This window comes from Streptomyces sp. NBC_00414 (genome assembly GCF_036038375.1).
Lineage (GTDB): Bacteria > Actinomycetota > Actinomycetes > Streptomycetales > Streptomycetaceae > Streptomyces.
The window spans coordinates 5052103-5067564 of sequence record NZ_CP107935.1; the positions used below are offsets into that span (position 1 = coordinate 5052103).

The 15462-nt window shown below is 70.2% G+C and carries 16 protein-coding genes and 2 tRNA genes; 7 read left to right on the forward strand and 11 right to left on the reverse strand.

Annotation, left to right across the window (positions count from 1 at the left end):
* The first annotated feature begins 93 nt into the window (after positions 1-93).
* Both OHS59_RS21770 and OHS59_RS21775 read left to right on the forward strand, forming a co-directional pair.
* The gene (locus OHS59_RS21770) at positions 94-723 is read left to right on the forward strand and encodes a GTP cyclohydrolase II (RefSeq protein WP_328495090.1); all 630 of its coding nucleotides are present in this window, start codon (positions 94-96) and stop codon (positions 721-723) included.
* A 78-nt stretch (positions 724-801) separates the two neighbouring features.
* Positions 802-1245, forward strand: coding sequence for a RipA family octameric membrane protein (locus OHS59_RS21775; RefSeq protein ID WP_328495091.1), 444 nt, complete (start codon positions 802-804; stop codon positions 1243-1245).
* Here OHS59_RS21775 and OHS59_RS21780 read toward each other — a convergent pair.
* From OHS59_RS21780 to OHS59_RS21795, 4 genes are all read right to left on the reverse strand, one after another.
* On the reverse strand, positions 1238-1642 hold the full coding sequence (locus OHS59_RS21780) for an AQJ64_40280 family protein (RefSeq protein ID WP_328495092.1): 405 nt from the start codon (positions 1640-1642) through the stop codon (positions 1238-1240). The two genes, OHS59_RS21775 and OHS59_RS21780, sit on opposite strands and share 8 nt — an antisense overlap.
* A gap of 98 nt (positions 1643-1740) precedes the next feature.
* Positions 1741-2670 carry a transglutaminase domain-containing protein gene (locus OHS59_RS21785; RefSeq protein ID WP_328495093.1) on the reverse strand — a complete coding sequence of 310 codons (930 nt, stop codon included), beginning with the start codon at positions 2668-2670 and terminating at the stop codon, positions 1741-1743.
* Between the two features lie 145 nt (positions 2671-2815).
* A complete protein-coding gene (locus tag OHS59_RS21790) occupies positions 2816-3124 on the reverse strand; it encodes a hypothetical protein (RefSeq protein ID WP_328495094.1) in 309 nt (102 codons plus the stop codon).
* The gene (locus OHS59_RS21795; RefSeq protein WP_328495095.1) at positions 3124-3384 is read right to left on the reverse strand and encodes a hypothetical protein; all 261 of its coding nucleotides are present in this window, start codon (positions 3382-3384) and stop codon (positions 3124-3126) included. The genes OHS59_RS21790 and OHS59_RS21795 overlap by 1 nt, the downstream gene beginning before the upstream one ends.
* Before the next feature lie 160 nt (positions 3385-3544).
* Between OHS59_RS21795 and OHS59_RS21800 the strand changes: the two genes are divergently transcribed.
* From OHS59_RS21800 to OHS59_RS21810, 3 genes are all read left to right on the forward strand, one after another.
* Positions 3545-3841 carry a GntR family transcriptional regulator gene (locus tag OHS59_RS21800; RefSeq protein WP_328495096.1) on the forward strand — a complete coding sequence of 99 codons (297 nt, stop codon included), beginning with the start codon at positions 3545-3547 and terminating at the stop codon, positions 3839-3841.
* A 195-nt stretch (positions 3842-4036) separates the two neighbouring features.
* Positions 4037-4288, forward strand: coding sequence for a hypothetical protein (locus OHS59_RS21805; RefSeq protein WP_328495097.1), 252 nt, complete (start codon positions 4037-4039; stop codon positions 4286-4288).
* Positions 4289-4291: 3 nt separating this feature from the next.
* Complete coding sequence (locus OHS59_RS21810) at positions 4292-5047, forward strand: hypothetical protein (RefSeq protein ID WP_328495098.1); 756 nt, start codon at positions 4292-4294, stop codon at positions 5045-5047.
* Between the two features lie 91 nt (positions 5048-5138).
* Here OHS59_RS21810 and OHS59_RS21815 read toward each other — a convergent pair whose 3' ends face one another.
* The 7 genes from OHS59_RS21815 to OHS59_RS21845 form a co-directional block, all read right to left on the reverse strand.
* Positions 5139-5696, reverse strand: a complete 558-nt coding sequence (locus OHS59_RS21815; RefSeq protein ID WP_328495099.1) for a hypothetical protein — start codon at positions 5694-5696, stop codon at positions 5139-5141.
* 132 nt (positions 5697-5828) lie between these two features.
* Positions 5829-5901: transfer RNA gene (locus OHS59_RS21820), tRNA-Lys, on the reverse strand.
* Positions 5902-6056: 155 nt separating this feature from the next.
* Positions 6057-7592, reverse strand: coding sequence for an amino acid permease (locus OHS59_RS21825; protein WP_328495100.1), 1536 nt, complete (start codon positions 7590-7592; stop codon positions 6057-6059).
* Positions 7593-7697: 105 nt separating this feature from the next.
* Complete coding sequence (locus tag OHS59_RS21830; protein WP_328495101.1) at positions 7698-9782, reverse strand: LamG domain-containing protein; 2085 nt, start codon at positions 9780-9782, stop codon at positions 7698-7700.
* Positions 9783-9963: 181 nt separating this feature from the next.
* Positions 9964-12204, reverse strand: a complete 2241-nt coding sequence (locus tag OHS59_RS21835; protein WP_328495102.1) for a DEAD/DEAH box helicase — start codon at positions 12202-12204, stop codon at positions 9964-9966.
* Between the two features lie 334 nt (positions 12205-12538).
* Positions 12539-13057 (reverse strand): hypothetical protein, encoded by a 519-nt coding sequence (locus OHS59_RS21840; protein ID WP_328495103.1) that lies wholly within the window; start codon positions 13055-13057, stop codon positions 12539-12541.
* Positions 13058-13229: 172 nt separating this feature from the next.
* Entirely contained in the window at positions 13230-13580 is a 351-nt protein-coding gene (locus OHS59_RS21845) for a metallopeptidase family protein (RefSeq protein ID WP_189776386.1), read from the reverse strand.
* 136 nt (positions 13581-13716) lie between these two features.
* On the opposite strand from OHS59_RS21845, the gene OHS59_RS21850 reads away from it, so the two are divergent.
* Entirely contained in the window at positions 13717-15270 is a 1554-nt protein-coding gene (locus OHS59_RS21850) for a metallophosphoesterase (protein ID WP_328495104.1), read from the forward strand.
* A gap of 80 nt (positions 15271-15350) precedes the next feature.
* Positions 15351-15423 (forward strand) — tRNA-Glu (locus OHS59_RS21855).
* Positions 15424-15462 lie beyond the last annotated feature (39 nt).

Consider the following 15462-nt stretch of genomic DNA (forward strand, 5'->3'; position numbering starts at 1 on the left):
CATTGCTTTAACTTTAAAGCATGGGTTAGGGTCTCGATTCGAGGATCTGCTTCAAATCTGAAGCAGATGAGGACCGTGGACCGGAGTACCCGCATGCCCGACTACCCCGCCGCCACCCTGCGCTCGCGCGTCCGGGTGCCCCTGCGCTTCCACGACGGCTACAGCGTCGACGCCGAACTGGTCACCTTCCACGGACTGACCGACGGCCAGGAACACGTGGCGATGATCCTCGGCGACCCCGCCGGCGCCACACCCCTGGTCCGCCTGCACTCCGAGTGCCTGACGGGCGACGCCTTCGGCTCGTCACGCTGCGACTGCGGCCCCCAGCTGCGTGAGGCCGTCGAGCAGATCGCCGAGCGCGGTGGCGTCCTCCTCTACCTCCGCCAGGAGGGCCGCGGCATAGGCCTCTACAACAAGCTCGACGCGTACGCCCTCCAGGACCAGGGGCTCGACACGTACGCCGCCAACACGGCCCTGGGCCTCCCGGAGGACGCCCGCGACTACACGGCGGCGGCCCAGATGCTCACGGCTCTCGGCATCACGGAGCTGGACCTCCTGTCCAACAACCCCGACAAGGCGGAACAGCTGCGCGCGCTCGGCATCGACGTACAGCACCGCGTCCCGACGGGCGTGTTCACCACGGCCCACAACGTCCTGTACCTCCGGGCGAAGGTCCTCCAGACCCAGCACACGCTCCCGCTGGCGGAACTCACGGCGGGCTGACGCGGCGGGCCGACAAGGCCGCCGGGCCACTGCTTCCGGAAGCGGTGGCTCCGCGCGACGGCTGGGCAGAACGGTGACATGGGGGACGACAGTGAGGCACAGGCACAGGCCCTGGCGCAGGCTCAGCGCGTAGCGGAGGACGGCCGGCTCTGGCAGCACACGCTGCACGAGAACACGATGCTGTTCCAGCGGGGCAACCTCTTCCTGGTGGGCCAGTCGCTCTTCGCCGTGGCGTACACGACGCTCCTCACCTCGGAGCAACACCTCGTGGCGGCACGCGTCCTGGCCGCCTTCGGCCTCGTACTGGCCCTCACCTGGCTGTACGTCGGCCACCGGCACCGTCTCTACTACCAGCACGTCCAGCGGCAGGCACTGCAACGCCTGCCGGAGTACGCGGCCACGTGGGCGGGTTGGTCCACTCGCGGGCAGGGCCGCGGCCGAGGCCGGTCGATCGTGCTGATCGCCTACCTGCTGCCGTCCCTGGCGGTCGTGATGTGGACGGCGCTGCTGCTGATCACGTGACGGGACGGGCGCCCCACGCGTCCCGAAGAGCCGGCCGCACGTCCTTCCCGAGAACGAGGTGCGTCGTGCCGCCCGGCAGGGTGGGCAGCGGGGCCCAGTGAGTCACCGTTTCCTCAGTGGTCTCATCGCTGGTTTCATCACGGGTTTCATCGTGGGTGGAGCCGTGGGGCAGACGGACGATCCCGTCGGAGTCGACGAAACAGTCTCTGTGCTCTGTCCGGTCCTCGCTGAAATGCAGAGTCGCGAAGTACATGGTCTTCACGAGCCAGAATTCCTCGGAGTCGGTGGAGTTCTGAGCTGGATATCGGCCAGTGATCGCCGCCGCCACCGGTATACCGTTCCGGGGCAGTCCGTCGCGTACGTCGACCCATGTCACCACGGTGTTCGGATTCGCCATTCCACCCTCGCTCAGGACCTCGGCACGTCGTCTTCCGATAAGACCGCCGGGCGTTCGAAGAGGTTGCCTGAGGTTGCCTGAGAACGGAACGCACCCCCTCACCGGAGTGTGACTTCGCGCGGTCCGATGAACGGTGCCAGTGACAGCACGGTCCTCGGCGTCCGCAGCTCCTGCTCCTCCGCGAACAGCTTCCGCACGGCATCGAAGGGAACGTCGTCGCCCAGCACGAGCGAGGCCCGGTCGTACTGCTCACAGACCGTATCCGTCATCCCCCTGTTGCCACCGCTGCCGCCCGAGCCCACCCCCCAGGTGTCCCACAGCAGTGTCTCCACCTTGTTCAGCGCGGCCAGGTCGATCCGCATGTCGTGGGCCACGAACCACTCCCCGAACATCGGCCCCTCCTCCGGGAGATGGAGTCCGAAGGTGCTGGCGTCCGCATCACCCGCACGGATGGCCCGCCAGGCCTTGCCCGCGACGAGAAAACGGTCGCGCGGTACGTCCATCGGGTCGAAGTCGACCGCCCACCTGTCGGCGACGACCGGGTCGGCCAGCTGAGGATCGGCGAGCAGCCAGCCGCGTGCGTCGTCCCAGTACTCGGTCACCATGTGGTCGCAGTGGAATCCGTCCGAGCCGAAGTAGTCGGCGAAGCCGGACCGCAGGCGTGCGGGTGTGCCCGCGTGGCGCAGGAACGAGCAGTGCAGCAGCGCGAAGTCCCGGCAGACCCCGACGAACCGGTCCCCGATCTCGCGCCGCTGTGTCAACGGGGCGTCGTCCCGCTCGATGACGAGCCGCAGGATGTCATCGAGGTAGCGCGTCTCGGCGTCGTTGTGCAGGCGTTCCGGCGTGACGGCATGACAGAAGATCTCGCCTTCCAGACGGTGAACCGTCAGATCACGGGCCGCACGGGCGAGTCGGCCCGGATCACGCGGAAGACCGCCATAAAGACGACCGAGATCGCCGGGTCCAGAGAAAGCGCTCTGCGCGGCGTAAAAGGCGAAGGAGTTTGGTTCGAGGCGGGCGAATGGCACAGCTGAACCTCCAGGAGGTATAGGCCGCATGTCCAATGAGCAATCCCTTGTCCAGCGCCCCTCACCGTGGCAAATTCTCCCGAAAATTGTCCAGGCTCCTCACGCCGATAAGTAAAGCTGGGGTGCGACACCCACCCCGGCCAATTCAGCTCGCCCTCTCCGGCACGGGCGGCAGACGCGTACCCCGGGACTCGGCGACGCGCAGGGCATCCGTCAGGCACTCGGCGAGCCGGAGCCCGGCGAAGCGGACCTCGGTGTACGGCGAGGCCGGGTCGTCCAGGAGCGGACGGGCGAGGGCGAGCACGTCGACGCCGGTGGCGAGCAGGACCGTCTCCAGATCGTCGGCGAGACGCGACAGATACCCGGTACCGTCGTCCGTCACCAGATAGCAGGGTTTGCCGTCGAGGGACTGCCAGGGCAGCAGGCGGGGCGTGGGGTTGCCGATGCGCTCCATCAGGCGGCCACCTCCCGCGCACCGATCAGATGCGAGTCGAGGTCGATCCCCAGATCGGCGGCGAGCACGAGGGCGAGACGGCGTCGCTGCTGAAGTGCGGCCTGCTGGTCGTGGGCGGCGAGTTGGGGACGCACGGGGTGCCGCACGGCGGTGATGTGAAGGCAGAGGTAGGTGCGATGCCGGATGCGACGCCGCCGACCCGTACCCGGGCAAAAGAGAAGCCGCATCCACTGGAGGGTGCGGCGGATAAGGTCGAGCACGTTGACGCTCCTTAGCTAAGCGTTGGCCACGCCCCGGGAGGTCTAGCCACCTCGCCGGGGTCTTTACGTCTGCGACGCTATATCAGGGTGCAGCCCTCTACATACAAGTTAAGAGGGATCCACACGTTCGTGCATATCGTTGCCGCTCTACGTTGGACACATGAGCGAAAAGGAAGAGCCGAGGGCTGTCCTGGATCCGATGAGCGCGAGGCCGCTCTACGTGCAACTGGCTGACGTGATCGCCAAGAAGATTGCATCCGGCGAGCTGGCACCCGACAGGCCCATCCCCTCCGAGAACCACCTCGCCGACGAATACGGCGTGGCCCGGCTCACCGCACGTCGCGCTGCCCAGGAACTGCGCGAGCGCGGGCTCATCGTCACGGTGCGCGGCAAGGGCTCCTTCGTCGCCGAACGGCCACCCAGCGGCGGTCCCGATGAGGGCGAAGCGAACGCCTGAAAGGGCTGGCTTGGCCGCATCGGCAGGACGAGCGCCGCGTCCATCGAGACCGACAGGAAGTTCGAACAGGCGTCTCACTGCCCACCCCTCCCTCGTGAATGGAGAAGAATAGGAGTACCTTTTGGTACCAGAGAGGGTGTGAGCATGAGGAGCACAGAGGAAGCCCGCAGTCGGACACCGCGAACGACAGCACCGTTGAAAGTCGACGCGGCCATAGACGAGCTGATCGCGGACGGCGCCCACTTTCTGGGGATGACGAAGAAGGACCTGGTCGCGGAGGCCGTCCGAACCTACCTGGAGCTCCGCCGCGAGGAGGTTCGGGCCAGCATGCTGGAGAAGATGCGCAAACTCGACGGTTCCGTGGAGTCGAGCGTCTCGCTGCTCACCGGACTGTCACCGGAGCGGATAAGGGAACTCGGCGGAGTGGGCGAGGACGAGGACGGCTGATCCGTGCGGCCCGCTCGACCCACCCTCCGCGCACTGCGCGAGGACCTGAAACTACCGCTTCCATCAGCCCGGGAACCGCTGGATGAGCTGGATCATCCGATCCTGATCAAAGCCAGGGAACACTTCGCCGACGACGAGACAGGACATGAGCGGATCCGCTCGGTCGATGATGAGGTGCTCTTCAAAGTCAAGGTCCGGCGCTGGCGCGGAGCGGTCTGGACCGACGAGGATCTGCCCTGGCTCATCGCTGCCGGGCAACGCGAGGACGGGTCACCGGACGACTTCTACTCAGCCCTGGAGACGACCGCGAGGGCTGCGCGAGCCCGCTACAACGCCGACAACCGCCAGCCTCTGAGCACCACCACATACGTCGGGCATCTTCTCCCTGACCAGAACGACCGTGATCGCTACCAACTCGAAGCCGGTACCCGGCTGGTCCGCCATCTCGCTGCGACCGTCCGGGAGCTGGCCCGCGGATCACTGCACGACGGGCATGAACACGCCGCCGACTTTCCCACTTTTCGCCTCGGCATCCTCGTCCGCGCCGACGACGGCCATGAGACCTACGCTGCCGTACGCATCACCGGATCCGTACCCGACGATCTCATCGCGGTCATCCTGCGCCATGTCCCCGGCTGCGATCCCACTGTCTGGTACCCCGAGTACGCCCTCCCCGGCCGCCTCCTTCTTCCCGCCGAGCAAGCCTGGTCGACCCTCATGGATCCGAAGGCCGCGGCTGAACTCCTGAACGAGGAATGAAACCGGGATCCCCACCCCCACCCCCACGCCGGCCCGGGGCGTGGCCAGCGGCACGACGTGACCCCTTCCTCGGTCCGCTCTGTGCCCGAGCTCAGTGCCCGTAGGGAGGCTCGAAGCAGCCTGTCTCCGGGTACGGGCCGTTGGTCTGCACGCTGTAGTCGGACTTCTGCACGAACGCGGTGACGCAGGCGTCGGGGTGGACGCTCAGGCCGACCATCGCCCCCTCGGGGGTGTTGTACTCGTCGTTCTCGAAACGCGGGAACATCTCCCGGACGGTCAGCGCGCCGTCACCCTCCTCGTACCCGAGTTCGAGCAGCGCCGCGCGCACGGTCGCTGGGTCCCACTTCCCCTGCTCCCACAGCCGCTTGAGCACCGGCTCGATACGGGCGGCCTCCCGTTCGGCATCCCGCTCGTGGGCGGGGGACATCTCGCCCGTGCGCCGGTAGGCGTTGTTCTCGTTGTAGTGCGGGGCCCCGTCACCGGCCCCCGGCTCCACGTACGGAGAGGCTCCTGGGGCGCTGGGTGTAGCTGTGCCGGAGCCGGAGCCCGCCGTCGCGTCCGCGGGCCTCTCCCGGCCACAGGCGCCGAGCGTCAGGATGAGCACCGCACCGACAAGTACCGCGCTCCGGACGGACGTTGAAGTGGGCATGGAGCAACTCTGTCATCGGGCGGCCGGCGGCGGCTGAGAACGCGTACTCAATCCGATCGTTCCGCGATCCCCGCCGACGCGAGAAAGACTGAGTCCCCAGCTCCTCATACCTCTGAGCTGGGGACTCCCGTGTAGACCCTGTGGGACTCGAACCCACAACCAATGGATTAAAAGTCCACTGCTCTGCCAATTGAGCTAAGGGTCCGTGCGCCGGCCGACGCCGACGCACGCAGCGACCACTGCCGATGCAGGAACGAGCATAGCCGGACGCGGCCGGGACTCCGATCGGGTATCGGTGTCCCGGCCGCGCCGGAGGGTCCGGAGGTCACGGATCGGCCGGCTCCGGGGCAGGCCGGGACGTCAGGGATCGAGTGGCTCCGGGGCGCCCGCGCGAGCCGCCTCGCGGGCGCGGGTGCGCTCGTGGTCCGGGTTCAGGAACCAGTGCCGGGCCGAGGCGAACCACCACGCCGCCGCGAAGCCGAGCACCGCCAGGACGGCGATGGGGGCGTAGTTGAACGTCTCCCAGGTGACCGGGGAGACCTGGGGCAGCATGAAGAGGATCGTGATCACGCCCACCCAGGCGACCGCCACGATGCCGATCGGGCGGGACCAGCGGCCCAGGTGCCACGGGCCGCGTTCGAAGGCCTCGCCCTTGCGCAGCCGGAGCAGGGTGGGTATGACGTACGCGATGTAGAGGCCGATCACCGCGATGGACGTCACCGCCGCGTACGCGGTCACGTTGATCAGGTACGGCAGGCCGAGGACCAGCGCGCTCAGCGCCGCGAGCCACACCGCCGCGACGGGCGTACGGGTGCGCGGGTTCACCGTGTGCCAGAGATGCGAGTACGGCAGCGCCCCGTCACGCGAGAAGGCGTAGATCATGCGGGAGTTGGCCGTCACCGACGCCATGCCGCAGAACAGCTGCGCGCCGATGACGACGAGGAGCAGGAGCTTGCCCGCCGTCGCGCCGAGCGCGTCCAGGAGGATCTGGGCCGGCGGCACCCCCGTCGGCGACGTGAGGGCTCCGTCGTACGACTGGATCGCGAAGGTGAAGCCGAGGAGGAGGACGAAGCCCGCGATCCACGAGGTCCAGATGGACTGGACGATGCCCTTCGGTCCGGCCGTGGACGCGTCGTGCGTCTCCTCCGTCATGTGCGCCGAGGCGTCGTACCCGGTGAAGGTGTACTGGGCCATCAGCAGGCCGAGCAGCACCACGTAGAAGCTGCTGCCCCAGCCCGTGTTGTTCACGAACTCCGTGAAGACGAAGGACGCCGACTGGTGGTGGTCCGGCGCGAAGGTCAGCGCGCCCACGATGACCGCCACGCCCACGACGTGCCACCACACGCTGACGCTGTTGAGGAGGCCGACGATGCGTACGCCGAAGGTGTTCAGCAGGCCGTGCAGGATCAGGATCCCGGCGAAGAGCAGGATCGTACGGCCGGGTGTGACCTCGAAGTCGAACTGGAGGTTCAGGTACGCGCCCAGGAAGGACGCGGCCCCGAAGTCGATGCCCGCGGTCACCGCGACCTGGCCGAGGACGTTGAACCAGCCCGTGAACCACGCCCAGGCCGCGGCCGTACGCGGCGGGGCGAGGCGGTGGGCCCAGAAGTACAGGCCCGCGGAGGTCGGGTACGCCGAACAGATCTCGGCCATCGCGAGTCCGACGAACAGGGTCATGAGCCCGACCGCGACCCAGCCCCAGGTGATCACGGCGGGCCCGCCGGTGTTCATGCCGAACAGGTAGAGCGTCAGGCAGCCCGACAGGACCGAGATGATCGTGAAGGAGACCGCGTAGTTGGAGAACGCCGACATGCGGCGGGCGAGAACCTGCGTGTAACCGAGCTGGGCCAGCCGCTCTTCGTCCGACAGCCCACTCACTCTGGCGTCTTCTGTCATGCCCCCAGCAATTCCCTCGCCGGGGGTATGACATGCGCCACAATGCGGTTCATCTGGCCGAAACACGGTCGGTGGGGTCCCGGCTCCACCGGGCCCCCGCCTCCGCTACACGTCCGCCATTCCCAGCCGCAGGTAGGTGACCTGGTCCGAGGTCAGCACCCCCGCGTGGACGTGCACCTCGTCGACCACTCCGTCCAGGTACTCGCCCCAGCCCCCGGCCACCCGCGACCGGCCGACCTGGATCCCGGTCCTCGCCGTCCAGCCCGGCCGGTACGACGTCCGCGCCGAGACCTCCCCGTCGACGTACAGCAGGATCTCGTCGGCCCCGTCGTCGTACACGAGCGACACGTGGTGGTCGTCGTCCGGGGAGGCCCACGCACTCTCCGCGGTGACTGTGGTCACCTCGCCGTTCGCGTCGGTCAGGACCGCTTCGAGGTGCTGCGAGGCCCCCGAGTAGCGCACCGCGACGAGGGAGCCGTCCGCACCCGGCAGCGACAGCACCGTCATCGGCCGGTCCTGTGACTCGCCGTCGACCCGCACGTGGGCCGAGAGCGAGAAGCTGTCCCCGGTGTCGACGACCGGCCCGTCCGCCGCGGCGAAGTCGCCGTCGCCGTCCAGCACCAGATGCCCGGCCCCGACGAGGGGCAGCGGCACCGGTACGCAGTCCGGGTCGGCCCCCGGGTCGCAGGAGTCGTCGCCGTTGTAGATCGTCGCGTCCCCGCCGAACGTCAGCGGCGGTCCGCCGTCCCGCTCCGGGCTGCCGCCGCCGGCCGCCTCGTCCAGCGCCCAGTACCCCTTGCTCGCGGTGCCGCGCTTCGCGAGCACGGCGGCCTCGGGAGCGACGACCACCCGGTCCCACACGCGGACGTCGGCCAGCGCGCCGTGCCAGTTGCCGCCCGCGCCGTCCCCGGCCCGCCCGATCTGGAGGTTCCCGGACGCCGGGGGCGCCGTGACGTTCTCGGCGGTGCCGACCGACTTGCCGTTCACGTACAGGCGGGCCGTCCCGGCCACCGGGTCGTGGACGCCCGTCAGCTGCGCCCACTCCCCGCTCTCCGGCACTCCGCCCCGTACGACCGAGTCGCCGACCGTGAACGACCAGGCGCCGTCGTCCGTCCCCAGCCCGAACGCGGCCGCGTCCGCGCCACCGCCCTGGCTCACCGCCGCCAGGTCCTCGGCCAGGGAGTCCGGACGCACCCAGGCGCTCACGCTGAAGGCCTTGCCCGGGTCCGTCGCCGGAGCGCCGCTGGTCAGGTACGCGGCGTCCGTTCCGTCGAACTCGGCCGCTCCCGTCACCGCGGTCCGCGAGGGACCCCCGGCGCCGAAATCGACCCCGCCGCCCGCCGTCGCGGCCCGGCCGCCCGCGTCGGCGGCGGCCTCGGTGGCCCCGGCCGTGTCGGCGAGCTTCCACGCGGCGACGGGCGTACGGCCCTCGCTCACGAGGAACGTGTAGTCGACACGGGCGCTCGCGTTACCCGCCCGGTCGACGGCCTGGACCGTCAGCCTGGGGATGCCCGAGGACTGCGGCAGCCAGTTCAGTACGACCGGGCCGCCGGGCTCCGCCGGCTTCACGGTCCGCGTGCCCTCGCCCTGGAAGTAGTAGAGGTACGACACCGTGTCGTCCGACGTGGAGTCGACGGTGAACGTGCCGTACGAGCCCACCCCGTCGCGCCACACATGGTCGTCGGGGTACTCGGGCGACGACACCGAGGGCTTCGCGGGCGCCACGTTGTCGTACACGAACACGCACGGCTGTCCTCCGCCGTCCGAACTCCACGCCCCCCACGCCGTGCCGTCGCCCGCCCGCACCCGCCAGCTCACGTCGGTGAACGCGGGTATCTCGGACGGCACGGTCCAGCTGAACGACGAACCGCTGGACTTGGCGGACGTCTCGACGGTACGCACCTGAGGTTCGCCCGCACCGTCCGTCCAGGACACCTCGAACTGGGCGCTCACCCGGTCCCCGTCCGGGTCACGCAACACCGCGGACAACGCCGGCACCTCACCCACGTACGTCGGGTCCGCCCCTCCCGCGCAGGCCGCGCCCCTGGTCGTGAGGTCGGCCGCCACCGGCTGCGACGGGGGCCGGTTCTCGGCCGCCGCGGCCGTCCACGGGGTGACCGCGACGGCCGACGACGCGAGCGCCACGGCGATCGCGCCGCGTACGAGGGCATGACGAACTGGTGGCTTCAAAGGGTCCCCTCCCCTGGGCCCGGCTGCCCGCCGGACCGTCCGATTCCGCGCCGGAGCGTAACAGCCGGGTCTGACAGGGGAGTTGGCATCTCCCGCCGCAGCGGGAACGCCGAAGGGCCCGGACGACCGAGGTCGTCCGGGCCCTTCGTGGTACTGCTACCTGCTACGGCGTCGGCAGACGTCAGCCGTTGCGCTTCCAGCGCGGCTTCTCGTCGCGGCGGCCGAAGGAGGAACCGGTACCCGAGCTCGAACCCGAGCCGGAGCCGGTGCCGCGGTGGTCGTCACGGCGGCCGGACGGGCGGTCGTGGCCGCCGGAGCGGAAACCGCCGCCGGTGGGACGGTCCTGCCGGTCACGGTTGAACGGACGGTCGCTGCCTCGGTGACCACCCGCGGGACGGTCGTCGCGGCGGAAGCCACCGCCGGTGGGACGGTCGCCCTCACGGCGGTCACGGTTGAAACCGCCGCCCGAGGAACCGGTGGGGCGGTCGTCGCGACGGAAGCCGCCACGGTCGCCACCACGGTCGTCGCGGCGGTCGTCCCGGCGGAAACCGCCCGAGGGACGCTCGTCACGGCGGTCACGGTTGAAGCCGCCGCCGGTGGGGCGGTCGCCCTGCCGGTCACGGTTGAAGCCACCCGACGGGCGGTCGTCACGACGGTCACGGTTGAAGCCGCCGCCGGTGGGACGGTCGCCGTCACGGCGGTCACGGTTGAAGCCACCGCCCGAGCCGCCCGAGGGACGGTCGTCGCGACGGAATCCGCCACGGTCGCCACCACGGTCGTCGCGGCGGAAACCACCGGACGGGCGGTCGTCACGACGGTTGTCACGGCGCTCGTAGTTGCCACGCTCGTCACGGCGCTGACGCGGCGCCTCGTCGCGCGACTCGGCGGCCTGCGCCACCGGCTCCTGCGCCACGGCCGCAGCGGCGGCCTCGACGACAGCGGCAGCCTCGGCCAGCGCGGCCTCCGGGTCCTCGCCACGCTCACGCGCGGAGCGGGCGACCAGGCGGTCGGCCTCCTCGCGCAGCTCGACGGCACGCCGCTGAGCGCGCTCCAGCTCCTTGGCGAGCTGCGACACCTCACGCTCGGCCTGCTGCGCCGCGTTGCCCGCGGACTCGGCCTGGACCTCGGTCATCGACCGGGCGCCCGTGATCTCGGCGACCTCCGGGTCGAAGGCCGCGCCGCCCTGGATGATGTGACGCGTGGCGTCGACGCCCGCGTCCTCCATCTGACGGAAGAGCTGGCGGCGCTGGTGCGGCAGGGAGAGCGACACGACCGTGCCACTGCGCCCCGCGCGGGCCGTACGGCCGGAGCGGTGCAGGTAGTCCTTGTGGTCACCGGCCGGGTCCACGTTCAGGACCAGGTCGATGCCGTCGACGTGGATGCCTCGGGCGGCGACGTCGGTCGCGACGAGCGCGTTGACGTAGCCCTTCTTGAAGTCTTCGAGCACGCGGGTGCGGGCACCCTGCGTCATTCCGCCGTGCAGCGCGTCGGCCTTCACGCCGGAGTCGCAGAGCTGCTCGGCGATGCGGTCGGCGCCCAGCTGGGTGCGGACGAAGATGATCGTGCGGCCCTTGCGGGAGGCGATCGCGGAGGTGACCGGCGCCTTGTCCTTGGGCTTCACGATGAGGATGTGGTGCGTCATGGTCGTGACGTTGCCCTGGGCGCTGTCGACCTCGTGCGTCACCGGGTTGGTCAGGTAGCGCTTGACCAGCGTGGAGATCTCGTTCTCCATGGTGGCCGAGAACAGCATGCGCTGGCCGCCGCCGGGGATCTGGTCGAGCAGCTCGGTGACCTCGGGCAGGAAGCCCAGGTCGGACATCTGGTCGGCCTCGTCGAGCACGGCGACCTGGACGTTCTCCAGGGAGCAGGCGCCGCGGTTGATGATGTCGCGCAGCCGGCCCGGGGTGGCGACGAGGACGTCGACGCCGCGCTCCAGGGCGTAGATCTGGTTGCCCATCGACGTACCGCCGCAGACGACCTTCATCTTGAGGCCGAGCACGTCGCCGTACGGCTGGAGGGCGTCCGCGACCTGCATCGCGAGCTCACGCGTCGGCGTGAGGATGATGCCGCGGGGCTTCTTCTTCTCGGTGTGGCCGCCGGAGAGCTGCGTGAGCAGCGGCAGGCCGAAGGAGAGGGTCTTGCCGGAGCCGGTACGGCCGCGGCCGAGGATGTCCTTGCCGGCCAGGGCGTCCGGGATGGTCGCGGCCTGGATCGGGAAGGGGCTGGTCACGCCGTTCTGCGCGAGCTTGCGCACAACGCCCTCGGGGAGACCGAGGTCGGTGAAGGTGACCTCAGGAGTCTCGGGAGCCGCGGAAGCCTCGGGGGCCGCGGTCTCTTCGGTCACCTCGGGTGCCAGGTTCTCGGGCGTGAGGGGCGCCTCGTTCTCGGGCACGACGATGTGATCAGTACTGGAAATGGACATGCGAATGCGAAACCTTCCGGAGTCTCTTCGGCACGCGCCCGTCAACTCCGTGATTTCGCAAACGACCGCCTCAATGCGGTCAGCCACGGCAAGGGAGAGTACGCGCCACGCGGCGCTCTGTGATGGCGCCGGGCGATGGGATCAAACGATCTACTACCATACGCACCCTCCGCCTCTCAAGGCAAACCGCCGACGAATTCGCAGGTCAAAGGCATGTACGCGACCCGTTGGACCCCCTTGGACGGCGCTCGGGCCCATCGGTGGGGCGCCCGTCGAGCCATCGATGGGCCACTCGTCAGGCCGCCCGCAAGGCCGGCCCGTCGGGCCGGGGGCCTCAGGCTTCGATCCCGGCCTCCGGCGCCGGCTCCCGGCGCTCGACCAGCTGCGGTTCGGGCTCCGGATGCGCCGAGGACGACGGCTCGGCGGTGGTCGGGTCCGGGGACGGCGGCGGGGTCTCCTTGGGAGGCGTCGGCTCCGGGTCCTGACGCGTCGGCGTGGGCTGCTCCTTCGTCGGCGAAGGCACCCCTGGCCTGGGCTTCTTCCCGTCGGTGCGGTCCTTGCCCGGCTTCTTCGGCCTGGCCGAACCGCTCTCCCCCGCCGACGGCGACGCCGACCCGGACGCGGACTTCCCCGGCTTCGCCCTGGCGTGTTTTCCGTCACTCGTCCCCTGGTGGCCGACGCCGCCGCCGCTCACCGCGGACCCTCCGTCGGGCGCCTCGCCGCCCCGCTGCCCCGCCGAGTGGGAGGGCTTGGCCCGGCCCCCGTCGTCGTCACCGACGCTCATGCAGCCCGCGGAGGCGGCGACTGCCAGGGCCGCGGCGGCCAGACGGACGGGTACGTACATGGCGCGCACGGGCAGCTACCTCCGGATGGGGTCCCCCCTTGCCCGGACGGAGCCGGCGGCGCGGGGAAGGGTACGAGGAGTCCCCCTGCCCAACTCCCGCCGCCCGCAAGAGGACACGCGGCCGTACGCGGAGAGCGGCCGTACGCCGAGAACGGCCGGACACCGAGAGCGGCCGGACGGGTCAGCCGTACCCGAGGGCGTGCAGCCGGGCGTCGTCGATGCCGAAGTGGTGGGCGATCTCGTGCACCACCGTCACCTCGGTCTCGGCCACCACCTCCTCGCGCGTCCCGCACATCCGCAGCGTGGGCCCCCGGTAGATCGTGATCCGGTCCGGCAGCACCCCGGCGTACCACTCACCGCGGTCGGTCAGCGGGGTCCCCTCGTAGAGCCCGAGCAGCTCGGGATCGTCGGCGGGCGGTTCGTCCTCGACGAACACCGCCACGTTGTCCATCAACCGCGTCAGCTCCGGCGGGATCCTGTCCAGCGCCTCGGCGACCAGTTCCTCGAACTCCTCGCGCGTCATCTCCAGCACATGACCATTGTCCGGTACGGACGCCAGGACGGTAGGCCCGGCGCACACGGGACCGCGGCGGCGGGCGGAGGCCGCCGGAACGGAACGGCGGCCGGGGCTCCGCATACCCGCCCCACCCCTTGGGCATACGGGCCCAATGGCCCGCGTCCCCGCTGCCGCCGCTCTGCTCCGCGTGCGAAAGGTTCCCCGCGTCCTCGTACGCCACTACCGCTCACGCCGTTCCCACCCCGTCATCGAACTCGTCCACCAGCCGCACCCGTACACCCGCGCGCTCGGGCTCGTCGCCGTCGTCCTGCTCGGCGCGTGGCTGGGTCTGCTGATCGTCGGGAACGTCCGCGCGCCGGTCGGCCCCATGGACACGACGATGACCCTGCGCCCCTCCCTCACCGGCGGCACGAAGATCAACGTCTCGCCGCTCGGCGCCCTGGAACTGCGCAGCCACACCGCCCCCCTGCGGCTCGACGTGGACGTCGACCAGCTCGACCCGGTCCGCTCGCAGGCCCTCGTCGACCACCCGGAACGGCTCTCCGGCCTTCAGGACGAGGTCGCCGAGGACGTCGGCGCCGGCACCCTCGACCTGGCCGTACGCTCCTGCGTCGCCGTGGTCGCCGGCGCGACGGGGCTGGGGCTCGCGGTCTACCGCCGCCCGCGCCGGGCCCTCGCGGCGGGCGGCCTGGCGCTGACCCTGCTGGCCGCCTGCGGAGCGACGGCCTTCGCCACCTGGAACCCCAAGTCCGTCCTGGAGCCGAAGTTCTCGGGTCTGCTCTCCTCGGCCCCCTCGGTCGTCGGCAACGCCCGCAGCATCGTCAGCGAGTTCGACGTCTACCAGAAGGAACTGGCCCGCCTGGTGACGAACGTGACGAAGCTGTACGACGTCACGTCCACGCTGCCCGCGTACGCGCCGGACCCCTCCACCATCCGGGTCCTGCACGTCTCCGACATCCATCTCAACCCGGCGAGCTGGAAGATCATCGCCTCGCTGGTGGACCAGTACAAGATCGATGTCATCGTCGACTCCGGCGACACGATGGACCACGGTACGGCCGCGGAGAACGGCTTCCTCGACCCGGCGGCCGATCTCGGCGCCCCGTACGTCTGGGTGCGCGGCAACCACGACGGACGGGTCACCCAGGACTACCTGAAGCGCATGAAGAACGTGCACGTGCTCGACGACGGCCGGGCCGTCTCGGTCGCGGGCCTGCGCTTCGCGGGCATCGGCGACCCGCAGTTCACCCCGGACCGCTCGGCCGCGGTGGGCGGCGGGCAGTCGGAGGTGCTCGCGGGCGCCCGCCTCGCCTCCTCCCTCCGCGACCAGAAGGCGGCCGGCACCCCGGTCGACATCGCCGTCGCGCACAATCCGACGGCCGCGCGCGAGACGGACGGCGACGTACCGCTGGTCCTGGCGGGTCACGTCCACCATCAGGAGATGGAGGTCCTGAAGTACGGCACCCGGCTGCGCATCGAGGGCTCGACGGGCGGCGGCGGCCTGCGGGCGCTGGAGGGCGACGATCCCGCTCCGATCGAGACCTCGATCCTCTACCTGGACCGCGACACCCGCCGTCTGCAGGCCTGGGACGAGATCAAACTCGGGGGCCTCGGGCTGACAACGGCCGAGGTCAGCCGCCATCTCCCCAAGGAGAACCAACCCGGCGCGCCCGCCTCCACGACCCCTTCCGCCCCCACCCCGTAAACCGTTTTGGCGATCCCTCCCGACATCCCATATGCTTCTCACGTCCCCGACGCGCTGCGAAGCGCCCAGGCGGGCCGATAGCCCTCATCGTCTAGCGGCCTAGGACGCCGCCCTTTCAAGGCGGTAGCACGGGTTCGAATCCCGTTGGGGGCACGCAACACCGTGTGCGAGACTGAGTTCGCTTGCTCGCGC